This window comes from Mycobacterium bulgaricum (assembly GCF_041287165.2).
Taxonomy (GTDB): Bacteria; Actinomycetota; Actinomycetes; order Mycobacteriales; family Mycobacteriaceae; genus Mycobacterium; species Mycobacterium bulgaricum.
Genome location: NZ_JBGGKV020000001.1, coordinates 495,551 through 515,592, shown reverse-complemented (window position 1 = coordinate 515,592; position 20,042 = coordinate 495,551). Strand labels below are relative to the sequence as shown.

At 60.5% G+C, this 20,042-nt stretch carries 11 protein-coding genes; 4 read left to right on the top strand and 7 right to left on the bottom strand.

The window, feature by feature from the left end; genetic code table 11:
- Window positions 1-35: 35 nt before the first annotated feature.
- From ACAG24_RS02525 to ACAG24_RS02510, 4 genes are all read right to left on the bottom strand, one after another.
- Window positions 36-1,112: a patatin-like phospholipase family protein gene (locus ACAG24_RS02525; RefSeq protein WP_370471118.1), complete on the bottom strand. Its 1,077-nt coding sequence runs from the start codon at window positions 1,110-1,112 to the stop codon at window positions 36-38.
- The gene (cap2-3, locus tag ACAG24_RS02520) at window positions 1,109-3,619 is read right to left on the bottom strand and encodes an anti-phage 6A-MBL system cap2_3 protein (protein WP_370471117.1); all 2,511 of its coding nucleotides are present in this window, start codon (window positions 3,617-3,619) and stop codon (window positions 1,109-1,111) included. Before cap2-3 ends, ACAG24_RS02525 begins: the two co-directional genes overlap by 4 nt.
- The gene (mblB, locus tag ACAG24_RS02515; protein WP_370471116.1) at window positions 3,616-4,923 is read right to left on the bottom strand and encodes an anti-phage 6A-MBL system MBL-fold protein; all 1,308 of its coding nucleotides are present in this window, start codon (window positions 4,921-4,923) and stop codon (window positions 3,616-3,618) included. Before mblB ends, cap2-3 begins: the two co-directional genes overlap by 4 nt.
- 282 nt (window positions 4,924-5,205) lie before the next feature.
- The gene (locus tag ACAG24_RS02510) at window positions 5,206-5,814 is read right to left on the bottom strand and encodes a hypothetical protein (RefSeq protein ID WP_370471115.1); all 609 of its coding nucleotides are present in this window, start codon (window positions 5,812-5,814) and stop codon (window positions 5,206-5,208) included.
- A 353-nt stretch (window positions 5,815-6,167) separates the two neighbouring features.
- Here ACAG24_RS02510 and ACAG24_RS02505 point away from each other — a divergent pair, with 353 nt between their 5' ends.
- From ACAG24_RS02505 to ACAG24_RS02490, 4 genes are all read left to right on the top strand, one after another.
- The gene (locus tag ACAG24_RS02505) at window positions 6,168-6,992 is read left to right on the top strand and encodes a hypothetical protein (RefSeq protein WP_370471114.1); all 825 of its coding nucleotides are present in this window, start codon (window positions 6,168-6,170) and stop codon (window positions 6,990-6,992) included.
- A gap of 434 nt (window positions 6,993-7,426) precedes the next feature.
- On the top strand, window positions 7,427-8,854 hold the full coding sequence (locus ACAG24_RS02500; protein ID WP_370471113.1) for a hypothetical protein: 1,428 nt from the start codon (window positions 7,427-7,429) through the stop codon (window positions 8,852-8,854).
- Window positions 8,851-9,027: a hypothetical protein gene (locus ACAG24_RS02495; protein ID WP_214399021.1), complete on the top strand. Its 177-nt coding sequence runs from the start codon at window positions 8,851-8,853 to the stop codon at window positions 9,025-9,027. Before ACAG24_RS02500 ends, ACAG24_RS02495 begins: the two co-directional genes overlap by 4 nt.
- 87 nt (window positions 9,028-9,114) lie before the next feature.
- Window positions 9,115-10,197, top strand: coding sequence for a DNA polymerase domain-containing protein (locus ACAG24_RS02490; RefSeq protein ID WP_370471112.1), 1,083 nt, complete (start codon window positions 9,115-9,117; stop codon window positions 10,195-10,197).
- Between the two features lie 92 nt (window positions 10,198-10,289).
- Here the strand turns inward: ACAG24_RS02490 and ACAG24_RS02485 are convergent, their stop codons facing one another.
- Genes ACAG24_RS02485 through ACAG24_RS02475 form a run of 3 tightly spaced genes read right to left on the bottom strand, consistent with a single transcriptional unit; the run spans window position 10,290 to window position 19,880 of the window.
- Window positions 10,290-13,652 (bottom strand): DUF499 family protein, encoded by a 3,363-nt coding sequence (locus ACAG24_RS02485; RefSeq protein WP_370471111.1) that lies wholly within the window; start codon window positions 13,650-13,652, stop codon window positions 10,290-10,292.
- Between the two features lies 1 nt (window position 13,653).
- A complete protein-coding gene (locus tag ACAG24_RS02480; protein ID WP_370471110.1) occupies window positions 13,654-16,356 on the bottom strand; it encodes a DUF1156 domain-containing protein in 2,703 nt (900 codons plus the stop codon).
- On the bottom strand, window positions 16,353-19,880 hold the full coding sequence (locus ACAG24_RS02475; protein WP_370471109.1) for a helicase-related protein: 3,528 nt from the start codon (window positions 19,878-19,880) through the stop codon (window positions 16,353-16,355). Before ACAG24_RS02475 ends, ACAG24_RS02480 begins: the two co-directional genes overlap by 4 nt.
- Between the last annotated feature and the right edge of the window lie 162 nt (window positions 19,881-20,042).

The following is a 20,042-nucleotide window of genomic DNA, read 5'->3' as shown; positions in this document are numbered from 1 at the left end:
GAGCCATGCCTACGTAGTCACCCGGCGGTCGTTCCCTACCGCAGGCCCGGGCAGTAGTGACTGAGAAGTACGCGAGTGAGCTGTTCACCACGGACGCTGACCGCCCTCACATCCCGCGTCACCATCCTGGCAAAGTTGGTCGGGCATGTCTCGACCGCCTGTCGCGGAACAAGGTCCTGGAGTGGGACCGGAAGTCGATCGTCGCTCATACCAAGATAAGCGTGCACAAACCCCTTCACTTGCTGACTCGAACCGGCGAGATGAAGCCGAGCCCGCCCCGCATCCTGCGACTTCGTGTGAGTGATCTCAAAGCTCTGCTTCATCCTGGTGGGCCAGAACCTAGCTGCCTTCACCGCGGACCGTCCCCGGCCGGCATCGGCGACTAAGAGGTAATCCAGGTCGTAGACGTGACCGGTGTGCTCTGCGGAGCGGCCAGGAAGTAATGGCGAAAGCCCCAGGTTGTCGTACACGCCCCCGTCGGTCATTACCACCGTGCGTGTTGTGGTCTCACCACCCCGGTCACGGAACTCATACCGTCGGGTTAGCCCTGGCAGCAAGGCCGGGAACGCAGCCGACGCTGCGACAGCCTCGGCGACGGTCACCGGTGTCGTGATCTTGCCGTACGGCGAGCATGAACTGACATGACTTCCAAAGCGAATGGCGTTGCCAGATGCCATGTCGGTAGCCGAAAGCACGGTGGCTAGCCCCGGATGAGTGACTTCACCTATGAGGCGCTGACCAAACTGCCGATTGCTGAGCGCTGCGACCAAGCTATCTGTGCGGTTGTGCGACCGTGACTTCGACGTGACAAGGGAGCTGCCTGTACTTGCGAGGTTGCGAACAGCGATGCGCGGACTGAGCGTGCGACGGACCAGTTCAGCCTGCAGACCAGACTGCAATAGTCGCACCACTGACGCCTCGAACTCGGCGAAATCTGTGGGGCCGTAAGCCCACATCGCAGCGAGTAGGCTGCCTCCGCTGATACCCGAAATGACTTGCACATGCCGTAGGAGGTCGCGGTCGGCCAATGCCCGCAGGCAGCCTAGACCGAAAGCCGTGGCTCGAAATCCGCCGCCCGACAGTGCAACCCCAACTCGCGGAGAGCCATTCACGACTCAATCCCCAACGCTCGTCGCCACCATGGGGCCTCAGACTGCGGCAAGGGCTGAAAGAATCCGCCGGGGAAGCTCGTTCCGACCATAGCCAGGTCCATTGGCCTTCCGCCGGCGGCGAGAAGTTGGATGGGGTCATCTCGCTCTACGACACGCACATACACATCAGGAAGCTGTCCCTGCTCTCGCCACCGATCCCACGTGTCTGCTGGACCGCCCAGGATGAGCATCAAGGCTCTCCGTCCGGTCCCTGACGGAGACACTATCCAGCCCATCCCGCGTTCATCGATAGCGCTAGGGCCGGCAGGGCCGTACGGGTGGGTGTGCCACATCCCCACGAAACCGATGCGGTTGATCGTCTGATCCCGGAGTCGCCCGACAATCTCTTGAGTGCCTGCAGTGCCGTGCGCAAAGTAGCGGTCGGACAGCACACTGTCTGGCGATGGCCCGGCGGCGCCATCGATGTAGACGCAGCCCACAGCGTCATCGAACGCGCCCAAGAGCATCCCCCCGGTCTCGACGTCGCGCCCGCGAGTTCTGTTTCCCCGACGCGTTTCTGCCCGCATCTCGGCGATGGCGCGCTCCGATAGCCGCACCTCGTAACGTTTGGAGACATCGGTAGTGAAATGGTCGTTGGGCCAGTGCCACCAATGCGCCCCAGTGCTGGCCACATCAACGCCGGGCAACCGAATGGCTACTGCCGCCGCTCCATCCTCAGCAGGGTTCGCGAGCACGGTTAGAGACGACCAGAAGAGTATCGAGGCCAAGGCTGTGGTCTGCGTTGCTGAACCGGTGAATGTCGGTGCAGAACAACCCGGTTCGGGGAAAAACATGTCCGTGCGAGGCGGCTCGGGAAAAAAATCGTTGGCAATGTCGGCAAGCGTCCCGTTAACATCTCGGTGCACGTCGATCGCGATGCGCCTCAGAAGGTCGTGGGCGCAGCCGGTGGTGCCGGTGGGCGAAACGATCCCCAACGCACGCATTGCGTTGTAGCCGAACAGGCCCGTGATGACTGGCGGCCAGTTATCACGTTGGGCGGCACGCGCGGTTTCAATCGCTGCACGAACGCCAACGTGGGCAGTCGCATCAACCACGAGATCGTACTGCGGAACCTCTACCTGCTGCCCGACGAATAGATTGATGGCGTCGCACTTTAACGCCTCGACAGTCACCTTGGGATCAATCCCGCACAGCCGCGCAGCCAGCTGCTCGGCCTTACTGTGCCCGATGTCGCTGTCCAGGTATGGCTGACGCACCAGAATCCCAGGCTTGACCGAACCGTCGTCGACCACTGTCAGTGTGCTCGCCCCGGCACGCACACATTGTTCAGCAATTGGCGCTCCAAGCGCACCGCACCCGAGTACCAACACCCTCTTGCCTTGCAGCCAAGTCGACGGCGATCCCGCATCACGTCGATTAGTGACTTCTGCGCGATTCTCGTGTACCGCCATCCACGCAACGTCAGCACCATCGACCCAGCTATCAGCCAAAGTGCGGACATCCTTGGACAACTCGTCGGCCCGCGATTGCAATTCCGCACTCAAATCGTCCGAGCGCAGGTTGTCGACGCTTCGCAGCAATTGCATGATGTCCGTGCCGAAGTCGTCAAACCTCCACCCAGCCAAGTGAGCTAGGCGTCGAGAACCTTGTGTGCGCCGCGTTGGTGTCCCCACCATCAGCACTACTGGAGCAGTGTTGTCGACGTCGGCAGAGGCGGCGATCACGTTGTTGATGGTGCAGGCCATGGTGATGGCACGGAGCAAATCCTCCCGTGCACAACCGAACTCATCGAGACTGGTAACCAGTGCCGCGCCTTTGCGTGGATACTCGATCGAGAGTTCATCGCTGATGAGCACCAAGGGTGAGACGAAATAGGGGGTGCCGGTGGGTGCCGTCGCCGTGAAATCATCCGCGAGGACGAGGTCGATGGTCTCCGGCAGCGTCATCCAGGCACGCACATCGATGCGGGTTTCAGTCCGGTCGCACAGGCCGTACACGAGCTTCGTGTGACCAGGCGTCACGGTGTCATTCCATGGCACACGCTCGCCGAGATCTGGATGTACGACGAGGCTGCCCGCGCGGGCTTTGGAGTAAACGACCGGAGGATGCAACGGCTGCCCGTCGGGATCGAGGGTGCCGTTCGCAGCGCGCTCCAACCATGTCAGGAGCCGTTCGATGAGCCCGCGCATACCGTCACCTGGGTTCCACTCCACAGCGCTGGCGGCGTAGATGCACAGGTAACGACCCCATTGGACGTGTGGAGTTCCTGCCCACCGCCGGTGGGTTACCCACACTGACGGGGGCGTGAACGGAAAGTCCTCGCTGACAAGGAGCTCGAATCGCTCCCGCCGACGGACATTGATGCCGCCACCAGTGCTGATCCCCTTAGTCGCGATAGAGACATCCAGGATGAGCCTGTCGTCGTCGTCTCGGACGCTGACGAGTTGGATCGCGCCTCCGCTGACTGCCGACAGCTCCTGAATCTGACGAATGGCGAGTTCGCTCAACGTCCGAAACCTACTGGCGTATCGGGCGCCTTGTCGCCACCCCGGTCCGCCTCGATCGCCGCGCGTACTTCGTCGGGGCCTGACGTCTGTACCGCCGACCTTGCGGGTAGTGCCTTGGCCACAGCAGCTGCCGCCTCAGTGACAGCAGCGAGCCGCGAGCGCCCGCCCACACCAGCTATTGCCGCGGTGCGCAATGAAGCGCTGTCAGTCACTGTTTCGACGGGCAGCACGCCAGCGCCTACAGCGTCGACGCCGAAGACCACCGGTGAGGGTGTGGCCTCGTCTCCCCATGCCATGGTGCAGATTAGGTCGTCGGCGATTTCCTCGTATCGGTCGGCGGCCATACGGTGCGGTGGGTTGGCGCCGGCCACGTCACTGGATGGGAACACAGCGCTGCTACTGACAACTACCGCGCCAGGGCGGGCGTTTCGCTCGAAAGCGTTCAGTATGTCCATTTGCAGTTGGTCGACACCGTTTTCGTCGGGCTGGTACATGACCTTCTTGGAGCAGTGGTGCGGAGCCAACAGCAGGTCCCACTCCAGGTACTGCTCGCGGTGTTTGTGCTCGCTGTAGTTGAAGATCTTCATGATGGTGTCGTGGGCGAGGTCACCGAACAACAGGACCTTGCCGTTGACGCCGGCCTCGTCTGTGAGCGTTATCTGCATGGCCAGGGACGTCTCGTTTCGCGGGGCTGCGCAGTCGTCGCTGAATGGCGCGTGGAAGAACGCTTCAAACTGCCCGGCGCGGTCGTGCCCGTCGAGAGCGGTGACGGATTGTCCTGGCCACGACTTGTATCTGTCGGGCAGATCGTCGTACGGGTGGTCGCTGTGCTCGTCGTCGTAGCCGATGACAACGATGCGGTCGCCGCTGGCTGGCTCGCCTCCAGCGGCCAGAGCGGCACGAGTGGCCTCGATGCGTCGTTCGGATTCTTCGCGGAAGGCAACAGCGTCTTCGCACGGCTCGGGTGCGTCGGGATCGTTGAACTCACGCCACAACCTCGGTGTCGACCAAAGCTCTCCGATCTGAACTTCAGCCAGAAGGTCGGCGAAGCCCAAGCAATGGTCTTTATCGGCATGGGTCAGCGCGAAGACGGCCAGGTAGGGGTCACCGTCCACGCGCGGCAACGCTTCGACCAGGCGGTCAACTACCGCCACCTCGGGGTTGGCGTCGTCGTCGGCCTTGGCCATGTCGTGCAGGTCGACCTGGAGGACCACCTGATCGTCGATGACGACGGTCGTGCTGTCTCCGGTACCGATCGGCCAGAACACTGCTCCCCGAGCAGGCAGTCCGAACTCGTCAGTCATATGTCCTCGCCTTCCTTTACTGCCGTGATGGCAGCGCACACGCGATCACTTGCTGAAACACGCTACTCACGGCCACCGACAAGTCCGCGCTTCCCGATATCAACTAATGCGCGACCCGCTTCTACTGCGATGCACGTGCAGTTACTCGTACATGCGCGATACCGACGCGTGGAGGCAGAACACAGCCGGATCTTTGCCACGGCAAGCTGTTCCGGTCGAACAATCCAGTGAACTTCGCCAGGGGCGTATCTGCGACACGCTTTGTCAGGGATCACGCCGTGCTTACTGGCCATCGTTCAATACCGCGTGGAATCCGAGTTGCTCGGCGCAAGAGACGCAGAGAGTTTTGACCCGGGCGAGGCGGCTTCGATGCAGAATGCCGGGTTCCCCGCATCTTTCGCAGGTGATCGCGGAAGCGCGTTCGGCGTCGTCGGTGATGACGTCCATGGCGTCGAGAAGCTCAGGATCGGGATCCTCGATGCTGGCCTGACAGTAGTAGCGCAGGGTGCCGAACTTCTCCTTGATCTGGTGTACCCGATAGCGGGTGTCGAGTCGGGCTAGCTTTGCGTCGGTGGCGACCACCAGGGGGTACCAGCCGACGTCGACGCTCAACTGGCGACCCCATCCGTTTGGGATGCGCCACAGAATGGCCTCGATCGCGGACGCGTGCACTCCAGCGTCTGCTGGGACGTGCAGGGCGTTGCGGTGCTTGTGGGGGTCGATGTCTAGTGCCCTGAGGTGCGCGAAGGCGGCGTTAACATCGTCGCGGGTGGCTGTGCCGTTGTTGAGTGCCTCACTCATGGCGTTGATGTCGGATTCCGCAGCGCGCAAACGGATCTTCTCCCCAACGGTCAGTTCTGGGATGTCGGCATCTTCCCCGGAGACCGTCACAGGTCTGTTCCTTCTGTGGAGGTGGTGCGGTACCGGCCACCCACCTCCGCCGGCGGGGCCGTGGTTGCCAGAAGCCCAGTGTCGTCGCCGCGACGGGCACTGCGTTCCGTCGCGCCGGAATCGCGGGCCGGCGTAGAAGGGGCTGCATTCTCGGTGATGATTGTCATCGCTTCAAAGGGGTCAATGGAAAGGAGCAAAGCCGTACAGAATCTCACTCCACCGGCGAACTGGCAAGGACTTTTTTCGCCGCCGTCCTGCCACGCGTTGAGCGGCATCCCTTCGCAACGGGGCCGCCAGCCGTCCGGCAAGAAATTTGCGACATGCAGACGGCAGGAGTGTCATCCTGACTTCTCGTGACCGATGACGAGGGGCCGCTGACTGCGGCCGCGGACCGCGAGCTCAGAGAGCAGGCCCGCACTGGTGCACGGGCCCGTTACCTTGCCTACCTAACGGAGGCGCTCGACGAACGCGGCAGTGCGGATCCCGCGGGCATGGCAGAAGCGCTGTTGACGGCATTGACCGAGTGGCCCGACATTGAGACCGGAGAGCTGTGCCGCTGCTCGTGTCACCCGCAGTTGCCTAGTAGCGGCCTTCATGATTTCGGCTTCGGCTGCAATTGCACCCGCACGCGCGGCCAACGGCGCGAGTCATTTCAGCAGTTGCTCAACGGGATTGACGACTATTGGCAATCTCCGGAAGCCCTCCAGATTCGTGCCGCCGACGAGGCTGCCGAGCAAGACCTTCAAACCTGGCTCGCCCACCACCCAGGAGTCGTCGTCCATAGCCACGGCGGCTGGGCGCCTGAACAGTGGCGCGGCGAGGTCGACGAACACAGCTTCTACTTTCGCGAACGCGGCGGAGACTGGGATCTCGAAATCGACCTCCGCCCCACCGGTCAAACCATGCGAGTCGTCGACGGCCAGAATGACGATGGCACCACCCGCTACCGACAGCTGGACCTGGAACGCGGAGACATCATCGCCTCCGGCACCCTCTACACCGACGGCTACGGCACCAACCCCGCCGAGCGCGCCTACTTCATCGTCAAGATCATCCGCGACCACCTTCGGAGGAAGGTCTGCGCACACCATTCAGACGAATTAGCGCAAATCAGCGATATTCTCGGGTCCCGCGTTCGTTGGTGCCCGACGTGTGGAATGCGTTTGCTGCAGGACTAGCGCGCGTCTGATGATTGCACCGTCGCGACTTCAGCAATCGGGCGAGACAACGAATTTGGAATCGGGATCCCCATTGACGAAGTACCAGAGCTCAGTGTTCTGCCGACCGCTGCTTTGCCAGGTACGCCTCGACCTCCGCGGACCAATGGTGGCTGACGGGTACGATCCGGCCCTCTAGCTTGGCCGATGCCTTCGTGGCGCGCATCCCGGACTGTTTCAGGGCAGCCTTCGACACAATCACTTTCTTTGGAGTTCGGGGTTCCATACCTGCACCTCCATGAAGCTTCGAATCGTGTGAGCAATCCTACGCACCCGTATCGACGCCACCACATTGGTATTGCTTGCTCGAAGGTCTTGGTCACCGTGATGCCCAGAAAGCGAGACAGCAGCGAACTTGTCAACCTGCTGGTGGCTGAGCCATTAAGCTGCGCCCCGTGGATGACGTTGCCTCGACCCTTGACGGCCCTGAGCTAGTTATCGGCCTCGTCTCTCCCCTCGGGATGAACACCACAGACCTAGGCAACCTGGTCCAACGGTCACTGTCTGATTGCGGATACCTCGCAGAAGTCATCAAGCTCTCTTCCTTGCTTCCCGCGGCCGACGACCGACCACCAGGCGAAACTGATGACCAGCGTATTCGCAGGTTAATGGGTGCGGGAAACAAGTTCTGCAAAGACAACAATGATCCAGCGGCTATCGCACGTCTCGCAGTAGCTGCGATTCGGGCAACACGCCTCACCCTGTTTCGGAAAGATGGGAACACCACTCGCGCCGACGACCTCGTTGCGGCGCGGCCTCGCACTGCCTACATCGTGCAGTCGCTCAAACGACTCGAAGAAGTACAGCTCTTGCGTTCCATCTACGGCGAACAGTTCATATTGATCGGTAGCCAAGGCAGCGTCGCCCAGCGAACAGCCAATCTATTGCAGCGGGATCTTTCAGCTTCAGACGAAGCCGGCAAGGTGTCCATAGTCAGCGAACTGTTCCGCATCGATGCCGACGACTCCGAACAGTTCGGCCAGAATGTCATCGACACTTACCCGCAGGCGGATTTCTTCATCGTCAACAACGATCCCGAAGAAATAGATCGAGCCATCACACTGCTCTTCGGTAAACCCGAACCACCAACCGTCGGCGAGTACGCCATGTACGTAGCCCGGGCAAGTCGCGCTCGATCGTTGGCCGCCAGCCGCAAAGTGGGGGCGGCAATCGTTGTCGACGGCTCAGTGGTTTCCACCGGTTATAACGATGTGCCCGAGGGCCAGACCACTGATGTCCATAAAGGCGTCGACACGAGTGAACAATTCAAACGCGACAACCTTCGCGACACATTGCATCGGCTCAAAGAGGCCGGCATGCTCGCTAACACAGTTGACGCAGACGACGAAGGAGTCACCAGAGCCGCTGAGGCACTCAAGAAGGGCGTTCTCATGAGCGTCATCGAATACCAGCGCGCCGTGCATGCCGAGGCTCGCGCAATTGATGACGCCACCATCCGAGGGATTTCCCCAACTGGCGGCATTCTCTATGTCACGACCTATCCCTGTCACCTTTGCTACAAGCACGCCCTATCCGTCCGTCTCGACCGCATCGAGTACATCGAGCCCTATCCCAAGAGCCGCGCAGTGGAGATGTTCGACAAGGGAGCCGAGGACAAGCTGGTGCCCTTCGCGGGTGTTGCTCCGCGTCTCTTCATGCGGATCTTCGACGATCGGCCCGCCCCCGTGTCAGTGCCTCCTGGCATATTCGATCCATACGACCGGAGAGTCACACAGCCGCTGCTTGGGCCACTACGCGATGATGAGGATCGTGCAGACAAGGAGCGCGCTGCCGTGAACGGCCTGAAGGAGGAATACCAATGAGTACACCGTTCGCCGCGCTCACTCCCGAGGACAGGGAGGCCCTGACCCGATCCACGCGGGATCTCAGCGATATCGATCAGCGCACCCAAGACCGCATCGCCTCGGGCTTCCAGCGTGCGTACGAGACCGCTCGTGGAATCGCCGATGGCACGCTGGACCCGCTTACTCACTGACGCGTTAGAGCCGTGAGCCGGGTCATGGCCATCTCTACCCACTTACTCGCGTTCCGACCGTTCGATCGATAACGAGGGGATCAGGAGATGGCAAAGCGCGACGACGTTGAACTGGAGATTAAGTCGCCGACCGCGCCGACGCGAGTCTTGCGAGTGTCGAGCGCCAACCGCGTCATCTTTCCCGCAACGGACATCACGCCAGACGTAACCAAGATCGATCTAATCAAGTACATGGTCGCGGTGGCCGAACCGCTGCTACGCGTATTGCAGCAGCGCCCAACGACTTTGGAACGCTGGCCGAACGGTGTACATCCGGGTATGAAATTAGGGCGTGGAGCAGACGACGGTGGCTTCTACCAAAAGCGCATGATCCGGCACGCTCCCGAGTATGTCGACGGGGTCGAGATAACTTTCCCTTCCGGCAGAACCGCGACAGAGATCTGTCCGACGGAACCTGCGGTGCTTGCCTGGTGCGCGCAAATGGGAACAATCACGTTTCATCCGTGGCCAGTTCGACGGACAGATGACCCCGGTTCTGTTGATAGGCCGGACGAGTTGCGGATCGATCTCGACCCCCAGCCCGGAATCCCGTTCACAGAGGTAGTCCGGGTGGCGCTGGCCGCTCGTGACTTGTTGAACGAATTCGAGATGACTGGTTACTGCAAGACTTCAGGCGGCCGAGGTGTCCATGTCTATGTGCGGATCAGGCCTGATTGGGGATTCGACGAAGTACGTCATGCGGCCATCGCCTTTGGCCGGGAGTTGGAGCGGCGCGATACGGGAGTGACCACCGAGTGGTGGAAGGAACTTCGCGGCGACAGAGTCTTCGTTGACTACAACCAGAATTGTCGCGATAGGACGATCGCTTCGGCTTGGTCGCCGCGAGCACGCCCCGGGGCGCCTGTATCCACGCCGGTGGCATGGACAGATCTGGAAAAGACTGAGGATCCCAGCGTTTTCAACGTTGCGACCGTGCCGGAACGTTTCAGTGAGAGAGGTGATCCGTGGGTAGGTATCGACGATAAGCAGTTCTCGCTTGATCCACTACTGAGGCTGTGGGAGTCGGATCCGGTCGAAAAGAACTTCCCCCCTGACTATCCCAAGATGCCGGGTGAGCCACCGCGCGTGCAGCCAAGTCGAAAGGTCGCGGCAAACTGGAACGAGGACTAGACCGATTCGGGTAGCTGATTACTACCGAGTCTCGTGCGCATGGTTCCTCGCCCTTCACAGGTAATCGCGGTAGCCCACCGACCGGTGGCACATCAGTCCATCGACCAGTCATCGGGACCAAATCCTAAAGTTTTCAAATTTTCGCGGATCGCGGCACGCTGGTCGTCGGTGAGCTTGTCGAGTTGGCTGGATTCGATGTCGATCGAGACCTGGACCGAGAGCCCGCCATCAACGAAGTGAGAGACGATCTCTTCGTAGATATGGCCGACGTCGCGGACAACGCGACTGTTCGTCAGTTCTTTTGTCGCATGGAATCGTGTGGGGACGGTCGTGGCCGTCGCGGCGTCGACTCCAACGCTCGTCCCGGTTTCACCGGCACCGCCCGTTGGACCGACCGCTACGGTCGCCGTTCCGGTGCGACCGGCACCTCCCCCGTCCGGCATTTTGTCTTTTTCGATCTGCTCAAGCGCGACCGTCGGTTCGACGAGGAGGCCGCCCTGACGTACGGCCCCAGGCTTTGTGACCGTCAGGCCGACGAAGCGGTCGTCGTCGAATGAATCAGCGTAGGCGAACCCATCGAGTTCAATGCTCAAGACCTCATCCAGATGCCACGCTACGTCCATTACCACCTTGGGCCGCACGACCTTTGGCATGTAGACGTATTGGCTGAAGTACCCCACGAGCGTGTCGAGTGGGACGTAGGGCTTGTCCTTCCAGAGGTTGAGGCGGTTGATTTGCATACGCAGAAGCGATGGCGAGAAAGACCGGACGACGAACTCGCCCGCATCCGCTTTCTTGGTCACCCGTTCAGCCAGCGTGCCGTCACCGCTCATCAGGATTGATTCCAGCTCGATACTGGACGAGCCTGGTTCCTGGGTCGGCACAAGGATCCATCGGTACGCCTCCCGAATGGAATCCGACACCGTCTGCTTTGCCTGAGCGACGCGGGACTCTGCGACCTTGACGTTGTGCTGGTCGAGATTGAGCGAGTCCTTGCTCTCCAAGATGTATTCCCAAGCCATACGTTGCCGAACTGCGTTGAGCAGCACGTCGATACGGTCGACCTCGGGAGCCAGAAATACCAGGCTGTTCTTGTGTATGCGGGCGTTAGTGCCTCGTTTACTCAAAAACTCGAGGGCGGCGTCTTCGGCGACCGATCGGCCGCGTTTGGAGAATGACCGGTCAGGTCCGAAGATAACGAGGCCAATTCCCGGGTCGTCTTCGACGTCGATGCTGCCGTGCGGAAAACGGTGGACTCTCTCGAAGAGTCCTTTGTCAGTCTCCTGGCGGACCACCCCCGCCAGCTCGTCGAACACTTGATCGTCGTGGTACGAGTCTGCGCGCTCTTGCACTATCTGAGCCACCGTCTGCTGCAAAGATAGCCAGTAGCGGTCCTGGTCTCGGTTCATGTACTTGCCGAGGTCACCTAGGCGCCGCAGCCCATCCGTCACGTGCGCCGGGTTGTCACCCGGGTAAGTAGAGCCGAGCACGACGCGCTTCTGCTCGATACCGCGGATGGTGGCCGCGCTACCGTCACGCTGTCGTAAGTTCGCCATCGGAGCAGTTCCCAGGAAGACGCAACGCGCGGCTCGCTTTGTTGCCATCGACTTGCCGAGAATCTTTATCTCGCTGTCGACAATATTTGCCGTTGATGTCTCGCCAGCTACGTCGGCGTCGACGATGGGCTTCCACGAATCATCAAGGTGGTTCGCGAGTTCGTCGAAGACCTTGGCGCTATCAAGTGGGATGGACGCAGGAAGGATCATCGGCGACCTGTCACCGCTGATCCACAATGCGTACACAACAGTCGCCATGAGACGCAGAACGCCGCGGGTGCGTTGAAAACGCTCCAAGGTTGACCAGTCCTTATAAAGCCGGTCGAACAACTCAGGATGGATCGGGTACGCGGTGCGCATCGATGTCCGGTAGCCGGGTTGCATGACCTCGCTGGGAACGTCTCCTGAATACCGAAGGTAGTGGTCAGTGAACTTTTGTACCACTAAATCGCGAGCGGCGTCCTGCTCCCGTCCGAAGGGTTTGAAGATGCGCCGCCGGACAATCTCGAACGACTCCTCAATTGTCGCCGGCTGCCAAGCTGATTCCACACGGTGGATCACCGATCGAAGGTGCCGGAGCGCCTCAAGTCCAGCAGTTCCACCGACTTCATGCTCGTTTTCGATCGGCCCGTCGTCGTCGCCAGGAATATCACGTACAACATCCGACGCTGGCAGTGAGACGACCAGCAGGGCAGTCGGCACAGACTTTACCGCCTCGGTCAGTGACTGCACGAACGTCATGTGTCCGTCGAAAGTGCCTGCAGGCGCCGGACTTTCCCTCGACCACAGTTGTCGCAAGTAAGCAACCCATTCGTCGATTAACACGATGCACGGGCTATATTTCGTTAGGAGGTCTGCTATCGCCGTTGTAGTCGGGGGTACTGACTGCTCGTCGTACCTCGCAACCAATTCGTAGCCACTCTTACCGCCGAGTTGGTAGGCAAGCTCGCCCCATAGGGTATTCACGGTGACGCCATCAGGCTTGGGCATCCCGAGGATGGACAGATCGTTGCCGACAAGTACGGCCCGATGGACCATCGCTGGCAACTCAGCTACGCCGATACCGTCGAGCAGTTCGCGCATGCCTGGCAGCTTTTCGGCGGGGTTGCCGGCGGCAGCGTGGTACACAGCGAGAAGCGAGTGAGTTTTACCGCCACCGAAAGTGGTCATGAGATCGACTACCGGCTCGCCGCCACCGCCGGTGAGTCTCTTGATGGCCTGTTCCAGCAGGTAGCGGAGACCACGGGTCAGATACGTGCGGCCGAAGAACTCGGCCGGGTCACCATATTCAGGGCCAGCAATGCCTTGATGCACCTGTCGCAAATCGGCGGCGAACTGCGCCAGTTCGAAAGTGCCCCGCGCCACGTCATCGTGCGGCTCCACAACGTCACGCCACGCAGGAAGCCCCGTCGATTCGACCTGAACTGATAGCGCCTTCTCCTGTGCCCGTTGGAGACGTTTCTGGTCTTCTTCGAACATGAGCCGCCGGAATTCCCGCCGCATCTCATCGGCTCTGTCCGCCTGCTGCACCGCACCGACCGCCCGAAGGATGTGTTCACCATCCATCAGAACCCGCTCCGTGCGCTCCGACGAAATCCGTTCGCCATGAGCCCACTCCTTACGGGCGTCCCAAAGCGTGCTCACGGCACGCTTGTCCTCGAACGAGAGTTGGGTTTTGAAGATCGCGTGCCATTGCTTGTCGAACACCCAGAAAAGGTAGGCCGGGTCAGACTGATTTGGTGACGTATCGCGGCCTGTGAGACCAGCGGTGCGCCCCACCTCTGTCGCCCAGGTGTCACCGTACTTCGCATGAAGCTGAGTGACCATCCATGGACCGAGCCCTTGCGCGACGAGATCAAGAACACGACCTACTCGCTCTTTGTTGGTCAAGGATGCCATGTCAGAACAACCTTCCAGTCGCGGCTGGTCCGCTCGAACTTAGTTTGACGAGTTCGGTCCATGAATTGATGAGCGCGTTGTATCGCTCCTGGTCAGCCGCCCACCCCTTGGCTGCCGCGATGTCATGGAGCCGGTACGTGAGGGCCATGGCGGGATCCTGAAGTGGCCCGAGCACTGCCATCAGCTGAGCCGCTTCCAACTCGCCGCCTCCTCGAACGAGACGATCAACAAGGTGGTGAACGGCTTCCCATGCAGTTGGGCGGACGTCATTTGAGGGCGCCCACGCACGGTCCAATTCGCCACCGCCAAGCAGTTTGATCCGTGTGCCCTCGCTCGTGACAACCTGCGCGCGCTTTACGTCATCGACGCTGATCCCCAGGGGGCGAGCGGCCTTGTCGGCGTCCGCAAACGGACCTGTGTTCCAGCCGTGCGTCTCCCACCATCTGGCAGCAAAACGCGAAACAGGGTCGAGTTCGCCGATCTGCTCGTCGCGAACCTCACCAAGTGCAGAATTGATTAGATCGAGGGCACGTCCAACGGTGACTCGTTCACCTGCCTGATCGACCACTGCGCGATAGCGCGAGAATATCTGCATACCGGGACCGAGCGCGGCCTGGTCTAGGTCGACAGGGAGAATTGATGCTGCTTGGAGGTCCCGCACTGCTGGACCGAGTTCTCGGCGAAGCGCCCTCGTGAAATCTGAGACAGACGAGGTAGGCGCTCCCGCAGGGCGTGGACGACAAACCATCACGATGTAGGTCGCGACCGCGTTTGACCCCTGGCCGCGCATCCGTGTGGAACCTGTGCCGTGGACGGGCCATGTCCCTGTGATCTCTAGGTCCGCGTCGATGATCGCAGTCAGAATCGATGCCCAACGTGACTGTTCATCAGCGACCGACTTCTGCTCCTTCGATGCATAGACGACAAGCATCGGGAGATCAGCGCGTATCGACGCCCGAAGGTTGTGAAACGTCTCGATGAACCCATCGATGAAATTCCTCTGGGCCACCTCGCGGGAACCGCCGTGGTGCCAAGGAAAGGCGGTAAGTTCTCCCTTCTTCGGAGAAGCGATCGTGCTGTAGAGATCGGGATGGATTTCCCGAAGTGCTCGCCGGTGCCAAATGTAGAAAAAGTCGGACAGGTCGGCATAGCCGATTGCGTCGAAGTACGGTGGGTCAGTTGCAACCAACCCCGGCGGACTAAGCGAGCTTGTCCGCGCGTCACTGCGTACGGCCGTTCCTCGCCCGTGCGGCGCATATGGCAAAGCGTCCAGTAGCGTCTTGACGTGCTGAAGCCAGCTCTGGGCACCCTCGCTCAGCGCGTCTATCTCTACGAAATCCCAGGTCATCGGCAGGTCTGCGCGGCCGAAGATGCCCTCGGGCTTCGCAGATCCGCTACGCGAATCGAACTTCCAACGAGTTTGCGTCGATCCCCCCTGCGCAAGTTTGCCTAACGCGAGCCCCAGCAATGTCGTTACGCAGCGTGCCCAGTCATCGTCTCCTCCCGAGGCCAACACCCAGTCGTAGACCTCGCGAATCTTTGACGCGAAGGTCGCCAGGACAAGGAGCTGGCGATTCGTGTAGAGATCTAGCTGGGAGCTGATTCCATAGCGTGGTGGCGCGATGTACTGGTTTGGTTCACCAAGGGAAATGTCTGGCAGGTCGTCTGGACGTGCGACTGAACTCGCCGCCTGCAGATCGGCGCTTGTGGGCGCTCGGAAGAATCTGGATTTGTCCGGTGCGAGAACCTGAACTGCCAACATCCTCTGCCCCAATGTTCCAGCCTGACCTTGGCGCCGAATCTCGGATTCGTCGATCGTCTGGAGACACGAGATGCATGTAAAGGACGCACCACGTCCGACCTTGGGCGCGTCGGGAGGGCCCCCAGTTTGCCTGCCGCAAACGACGTCCAGCTCAATCTGACGGCCGACGGCCCGCGGCTCGATCCAAGACATAGCGCCCTTGCGCTTCGATAACCACCATGTTGTGGTGAGTACTGATTCCGCGCCGCAAGTCGGATTCGGACATATCGCGGTTCTTCCCCACAACCAGAAACTGGGTACTCCGTCTGCACCACGGGGAAAATGTGCTCCGATCTCCTCGGCGACAGCAGCGCGAACACGGTCGGCGAAGCGAACGACGTCTTTCGTGATTCCTTCATATCCCGTCGAACGTCCCGCTGCGAAGGTCTCGAACAATTCGTCATTTGAAGCCGACTCGGTTGGTTTGAGCGCGTCCCGACCGTGAATCCGCGGAAGTAGATCGGTAACCGTACGCGTTATTAGGACAGGCACAGGGTTCAAGTCCGAGCCTTTTGAGGACAACCCGAGACGTTGGGCCTCGACCAGCGTCGATCCGCCTCCACAAAACGGATCCAGCACTGGCGGAAGTCCTTCTGGAAATTGGCGACTCAGGAGAGACTGTGCTTCGCTTAGGTCGAGCGGGTCCGGGAGATCGGCACCGTGGGCTACCAGTCGCTTTATCAAGTCGAGGAGATAGACCCTCTGCTTGTCATCTTCGGGGTCATCGACTAGCGCAGCGAAAAGCAACGCGCGCCACGCGGGCAATGGCATCGGAGCGAACCACTTGTGGATGTTCCGGAGCGTTCCGGTTTTCCGGTCTTTATCTGCCTTACACGCTGCGTTGATTTCGTCAAGTGGGAGCGCGACCTCGATCAGCTTTTTCTTGTAGGTCGTCTCGCTCACTCTTGGCTCATTTCTGTTGCGTCGTTCCAGAACGGTTCCCAGTCGTACTCAACTCGCGCTGCGCGAGGATCGATCGGTTGTGTTATCGGGTGCCGCAAGTAGCGCACGGTCGTTGAGTCGTCATCAGCAACCCGGACAAGAGCGAGCACCGAGTGGTCAGCCTTATTGAGCGCCGTCACCGCCTCCTGGCGAGTAAGTACAAAACTCTTGCCACCAGCTACACGTCCTTTAACTTCAATGAAGTCAACCTTTTTGCCCGTGTCGGACTCGATGTCGTAGCCGGGGTTGTTGTGGTGCATCTCGGTCGGCCGGTGACCAAGTGCATGCTCGACCCGCAGTACCGCGTCGACAGCGAGCCGTTCAACCCTGGTCGTCTCCTTGGCGCGAGCGTCTGCGCCATCGGGATCGTGTTGGGCGTCCAACCAGCCTTGTGTGACGACTAGGCAGGCGCCGGTTACTCGCGGTGGGCGCACTGAGATGTCGCGTTCTTGCTCCAGATCCTTGAGGCGTCTGTCGAGGCGACGCACCAGGGCTTCTGCTCGTTCACGCATCTGCGAGGCGGGAAGTCGGGTCTTCTTGCCGGCACGCTCTTGTTCGCTAAGTTCAAATGCTCGCTGGTCCCAGTAATTGACCTCGCGGGTCAGTCGTTGACGCACAAGGCGTTCAGTCTTGTCGACGCGTTCGATCGTTCTATTGGTCACTTCATCGGCGTGCTGCCGCGCGATAGTGACCGAGGCCTCGCGGATGACGCGCTGGTCAAGGTCCGAGGCCTGCGCCCAAGGTTCTGTCAGAACATTGCCGGCGAGTACGAGTTCGTCATCGCTAAGCACCTCGTAGTTCGGCATCGGAGAGCCAGTGAGTGGTGTCATCGCACCGCCGGGGTCGGTGCGTACGTACTGCGCGCGGCGGGAGATGACCAACGGCTGTCCATCGCGACCGACGCGGCCATCGATGACATCATGTTCCAATAGGCTCACCACGTAGGGCTGAGTGGACAGATCTGAACGATCGACCAGAATTGCACCGCGGCGCAACGCGTCGTGGTGGCGCTCAGAAACGACCCCAATAGTCGCCGCGACCAGTGGATGGCCAGGGTGCAGGAGCGTCGCGAGATGGTTGTTACCCTCGACACGAACGCATTTGGGATCGAAAGTCACCCGGTGGTAGGTATCAACGACAGGCTGTCCATAACCCGTCACTCGGTCACGTTCTTTGATCTCACCAGGGACACGTTTGATTTCGAACCGATGGCTCTCGCGCATCCGCAGCGACCCGCCAACATCCGCAAAGGCGCGGTGAAAGAACGCTTCAACGTGGTGTGGTTGGAGACGGGCAGCTTCGGCCCGCTCCATTTCGCGCCGCATCTCATCGATTTCGGAGTCGTCCATCGCTGATGGTACGAGCTGGTTTGCGCTAAGTAGTTCAGGAATACCCTCCGCGATTGTGGGCTCTACCACCTCGGTCAGGTAGCGCTGACGCTCTGGCTTGTTGGCCTCTTTTATCGCCGCGATCATTAGATCGCGAAGCGCGTTGCCCTGGAAGAGCTGCCCCAGCACGTCATACACGCGTCCCCCGAGTGTGGCCCGCTGCTCTTCGAGTTTCTCCAGCAGCCGCGTGTAGACGTCGCCTTCTCGAGTGTCGTCAGCCACTAGTGACCACATGAAGCACGTGTTGGGTTGACCGATGCGGTGAACTCGGCCGAAGCGTTGCTCAATTCGGTTGGGATTCCACGGCAAGTCGTAATTGATCAACAGATGGGCGTTCTTATGCAGGTTCACACCTTCACCTGCAGCGTCGGTGGCGATGAGGAAGATGCAGCGTTCGTTTTGTTCGAAGGTCTCCTTGGCCTTCTTGCGGTCTTCCCGTTTGGTACCGCCGTGGATGGTGATGACGGCATCGTCACGGCCCAGGTGCTGGGTCAGCCGTGTGACGAGATCATCCAGGGTGTCCTTGTGCTCAGTGAAGATAATGACCTTGCGCCGGGCGCCTGTGTCGTCCCGCATCTCATCGTTGTCGTCGAGGGTGTCGCGCAGCGCATCCCACTTTGCGTACGTTGGCGAAGATTTCACCGCGGCGGACTTGATGAGTAGCCGGTCGAGAACGGCGATCTCGGTCTCAAGCTCTTCTGGCGTTCGAGCGCTCGTCGCGCCGGCGATTGCCCGGTCCTCCAGGGCCTCGCGCTCTTCGTCGGTGAGATCGTCCAGATCGTCCCAATCTTCCGGAACACCGACCTCATCGCTCTTGACCGACGCGTACAGACGAGCCTCCCGAAACTCGGATTCGAGGCGGTTCTTTCGACGCTCCAACGACCTATTGATTGCCGCCGGGGACGAAGCGAGACGGCGTTGAAGTGTGGTTAGCGCAAACCCCACCGCGGTACGTCGACGCCGGTCGCCCTCCATCGCATCGGCGCGATTCATCTCCTCACGCACGTAATCGGTGACCGCAACGTAGAGATCTTTCTCCGGCTGCGACAGCTCATAATTAACGGTAAACGCGAACCGCTCGGGGAACAGCCGTGTTCCCTCGAATGTCCTCAGCTGTTCCTTGACCAACCGGCGCATAAGGTCGTCGACGTCAACCTTGCGGCTGCCCTCCCGGGCGACTCCTTCGAATCGATCGGAGTCCAGCAGCGCCATGAAGAGCTGGAACTGCTCCTCCTTTCCTGAGTGCGGTGTCGCGGTCATCATCAGCAGGTTGCGGGTGTGCTTCCCGATCTCTTCAGCCATCTGGTAGCGCTTGGTCTTCTTGACCTCGCTGCCCCAGACCGTGGCGGACATTTTGTGCGCCTCGTCGAAAATGATCAGGTCCCAGTCGACCTCGCAGGCTTTGTCGAGAATGCCCTCGCTGTTGCGAGCGAGGACATCAAGCCGTGCAAGCCACAGGCCACCTCTGGCAAACGGATTTCCCTCGTTGAGCATCCTGTCGCGTGTGAGCATCTCGAATTCGAGCTCAAACTTCTCGCGCATCTCCTCGTCCCATTGGTCGACGAGGGAACCGGGCGACACGACCATGACGTTCGCGGCGTCGCCGCGCAGGAGCAGTTCCTTGATCAAGAGACCAGCCATCACCGTCTTGCCGGCCCCGGGGTCGTCTGCCAGGACGTATCGGAGTGGCTGCTTCTGCAGCATGATCTCGTAAACGGCACGGAGCTGGTGAGGTAGTGGGTCGACGGCGCTCGTGCCCAGCGCTGCCTGGGAGTCGAAGAGATATGCGAGGCGCATCCGTCGGGCCTCTGCGGCGAGTAAGAATGCGGTGGGGCTTGCGTCGAAGCTGAAGGCCAGGCCGGGTTGAACAGCGCGGAGGTGCTCTAGCTGACTTGCGAAAACGATTCGCTCCGCAGGCCCCGCATCAGTCCGATACAGCACATTTGCGGAGTCGTCGGTCAACCGCTCTACGGCCAGAACCTTCACTGGCTGGGGTCCGGCCAGGCCAGCGATCGACGCGCCTACCTGGAGAACGTCGAAGATCGACGGCGCCGAAGAGCCGGCCTGTCCAGTTGCTCGTTCGCCTGCGTCGACCACGGAACATACCCTAACCAGCACATGTGACAGATTCGTCTCAATGCCCGCGAGTCGTCAGAGACCGCGTCGTGTGACCTCTTGAGCTGGCTGACCGGTCTCCTTCCTTTCGATCTTTGTTTCGATTTCTAGCTATCCAAAGATAGTCCGGCCCAGGCTTATCGT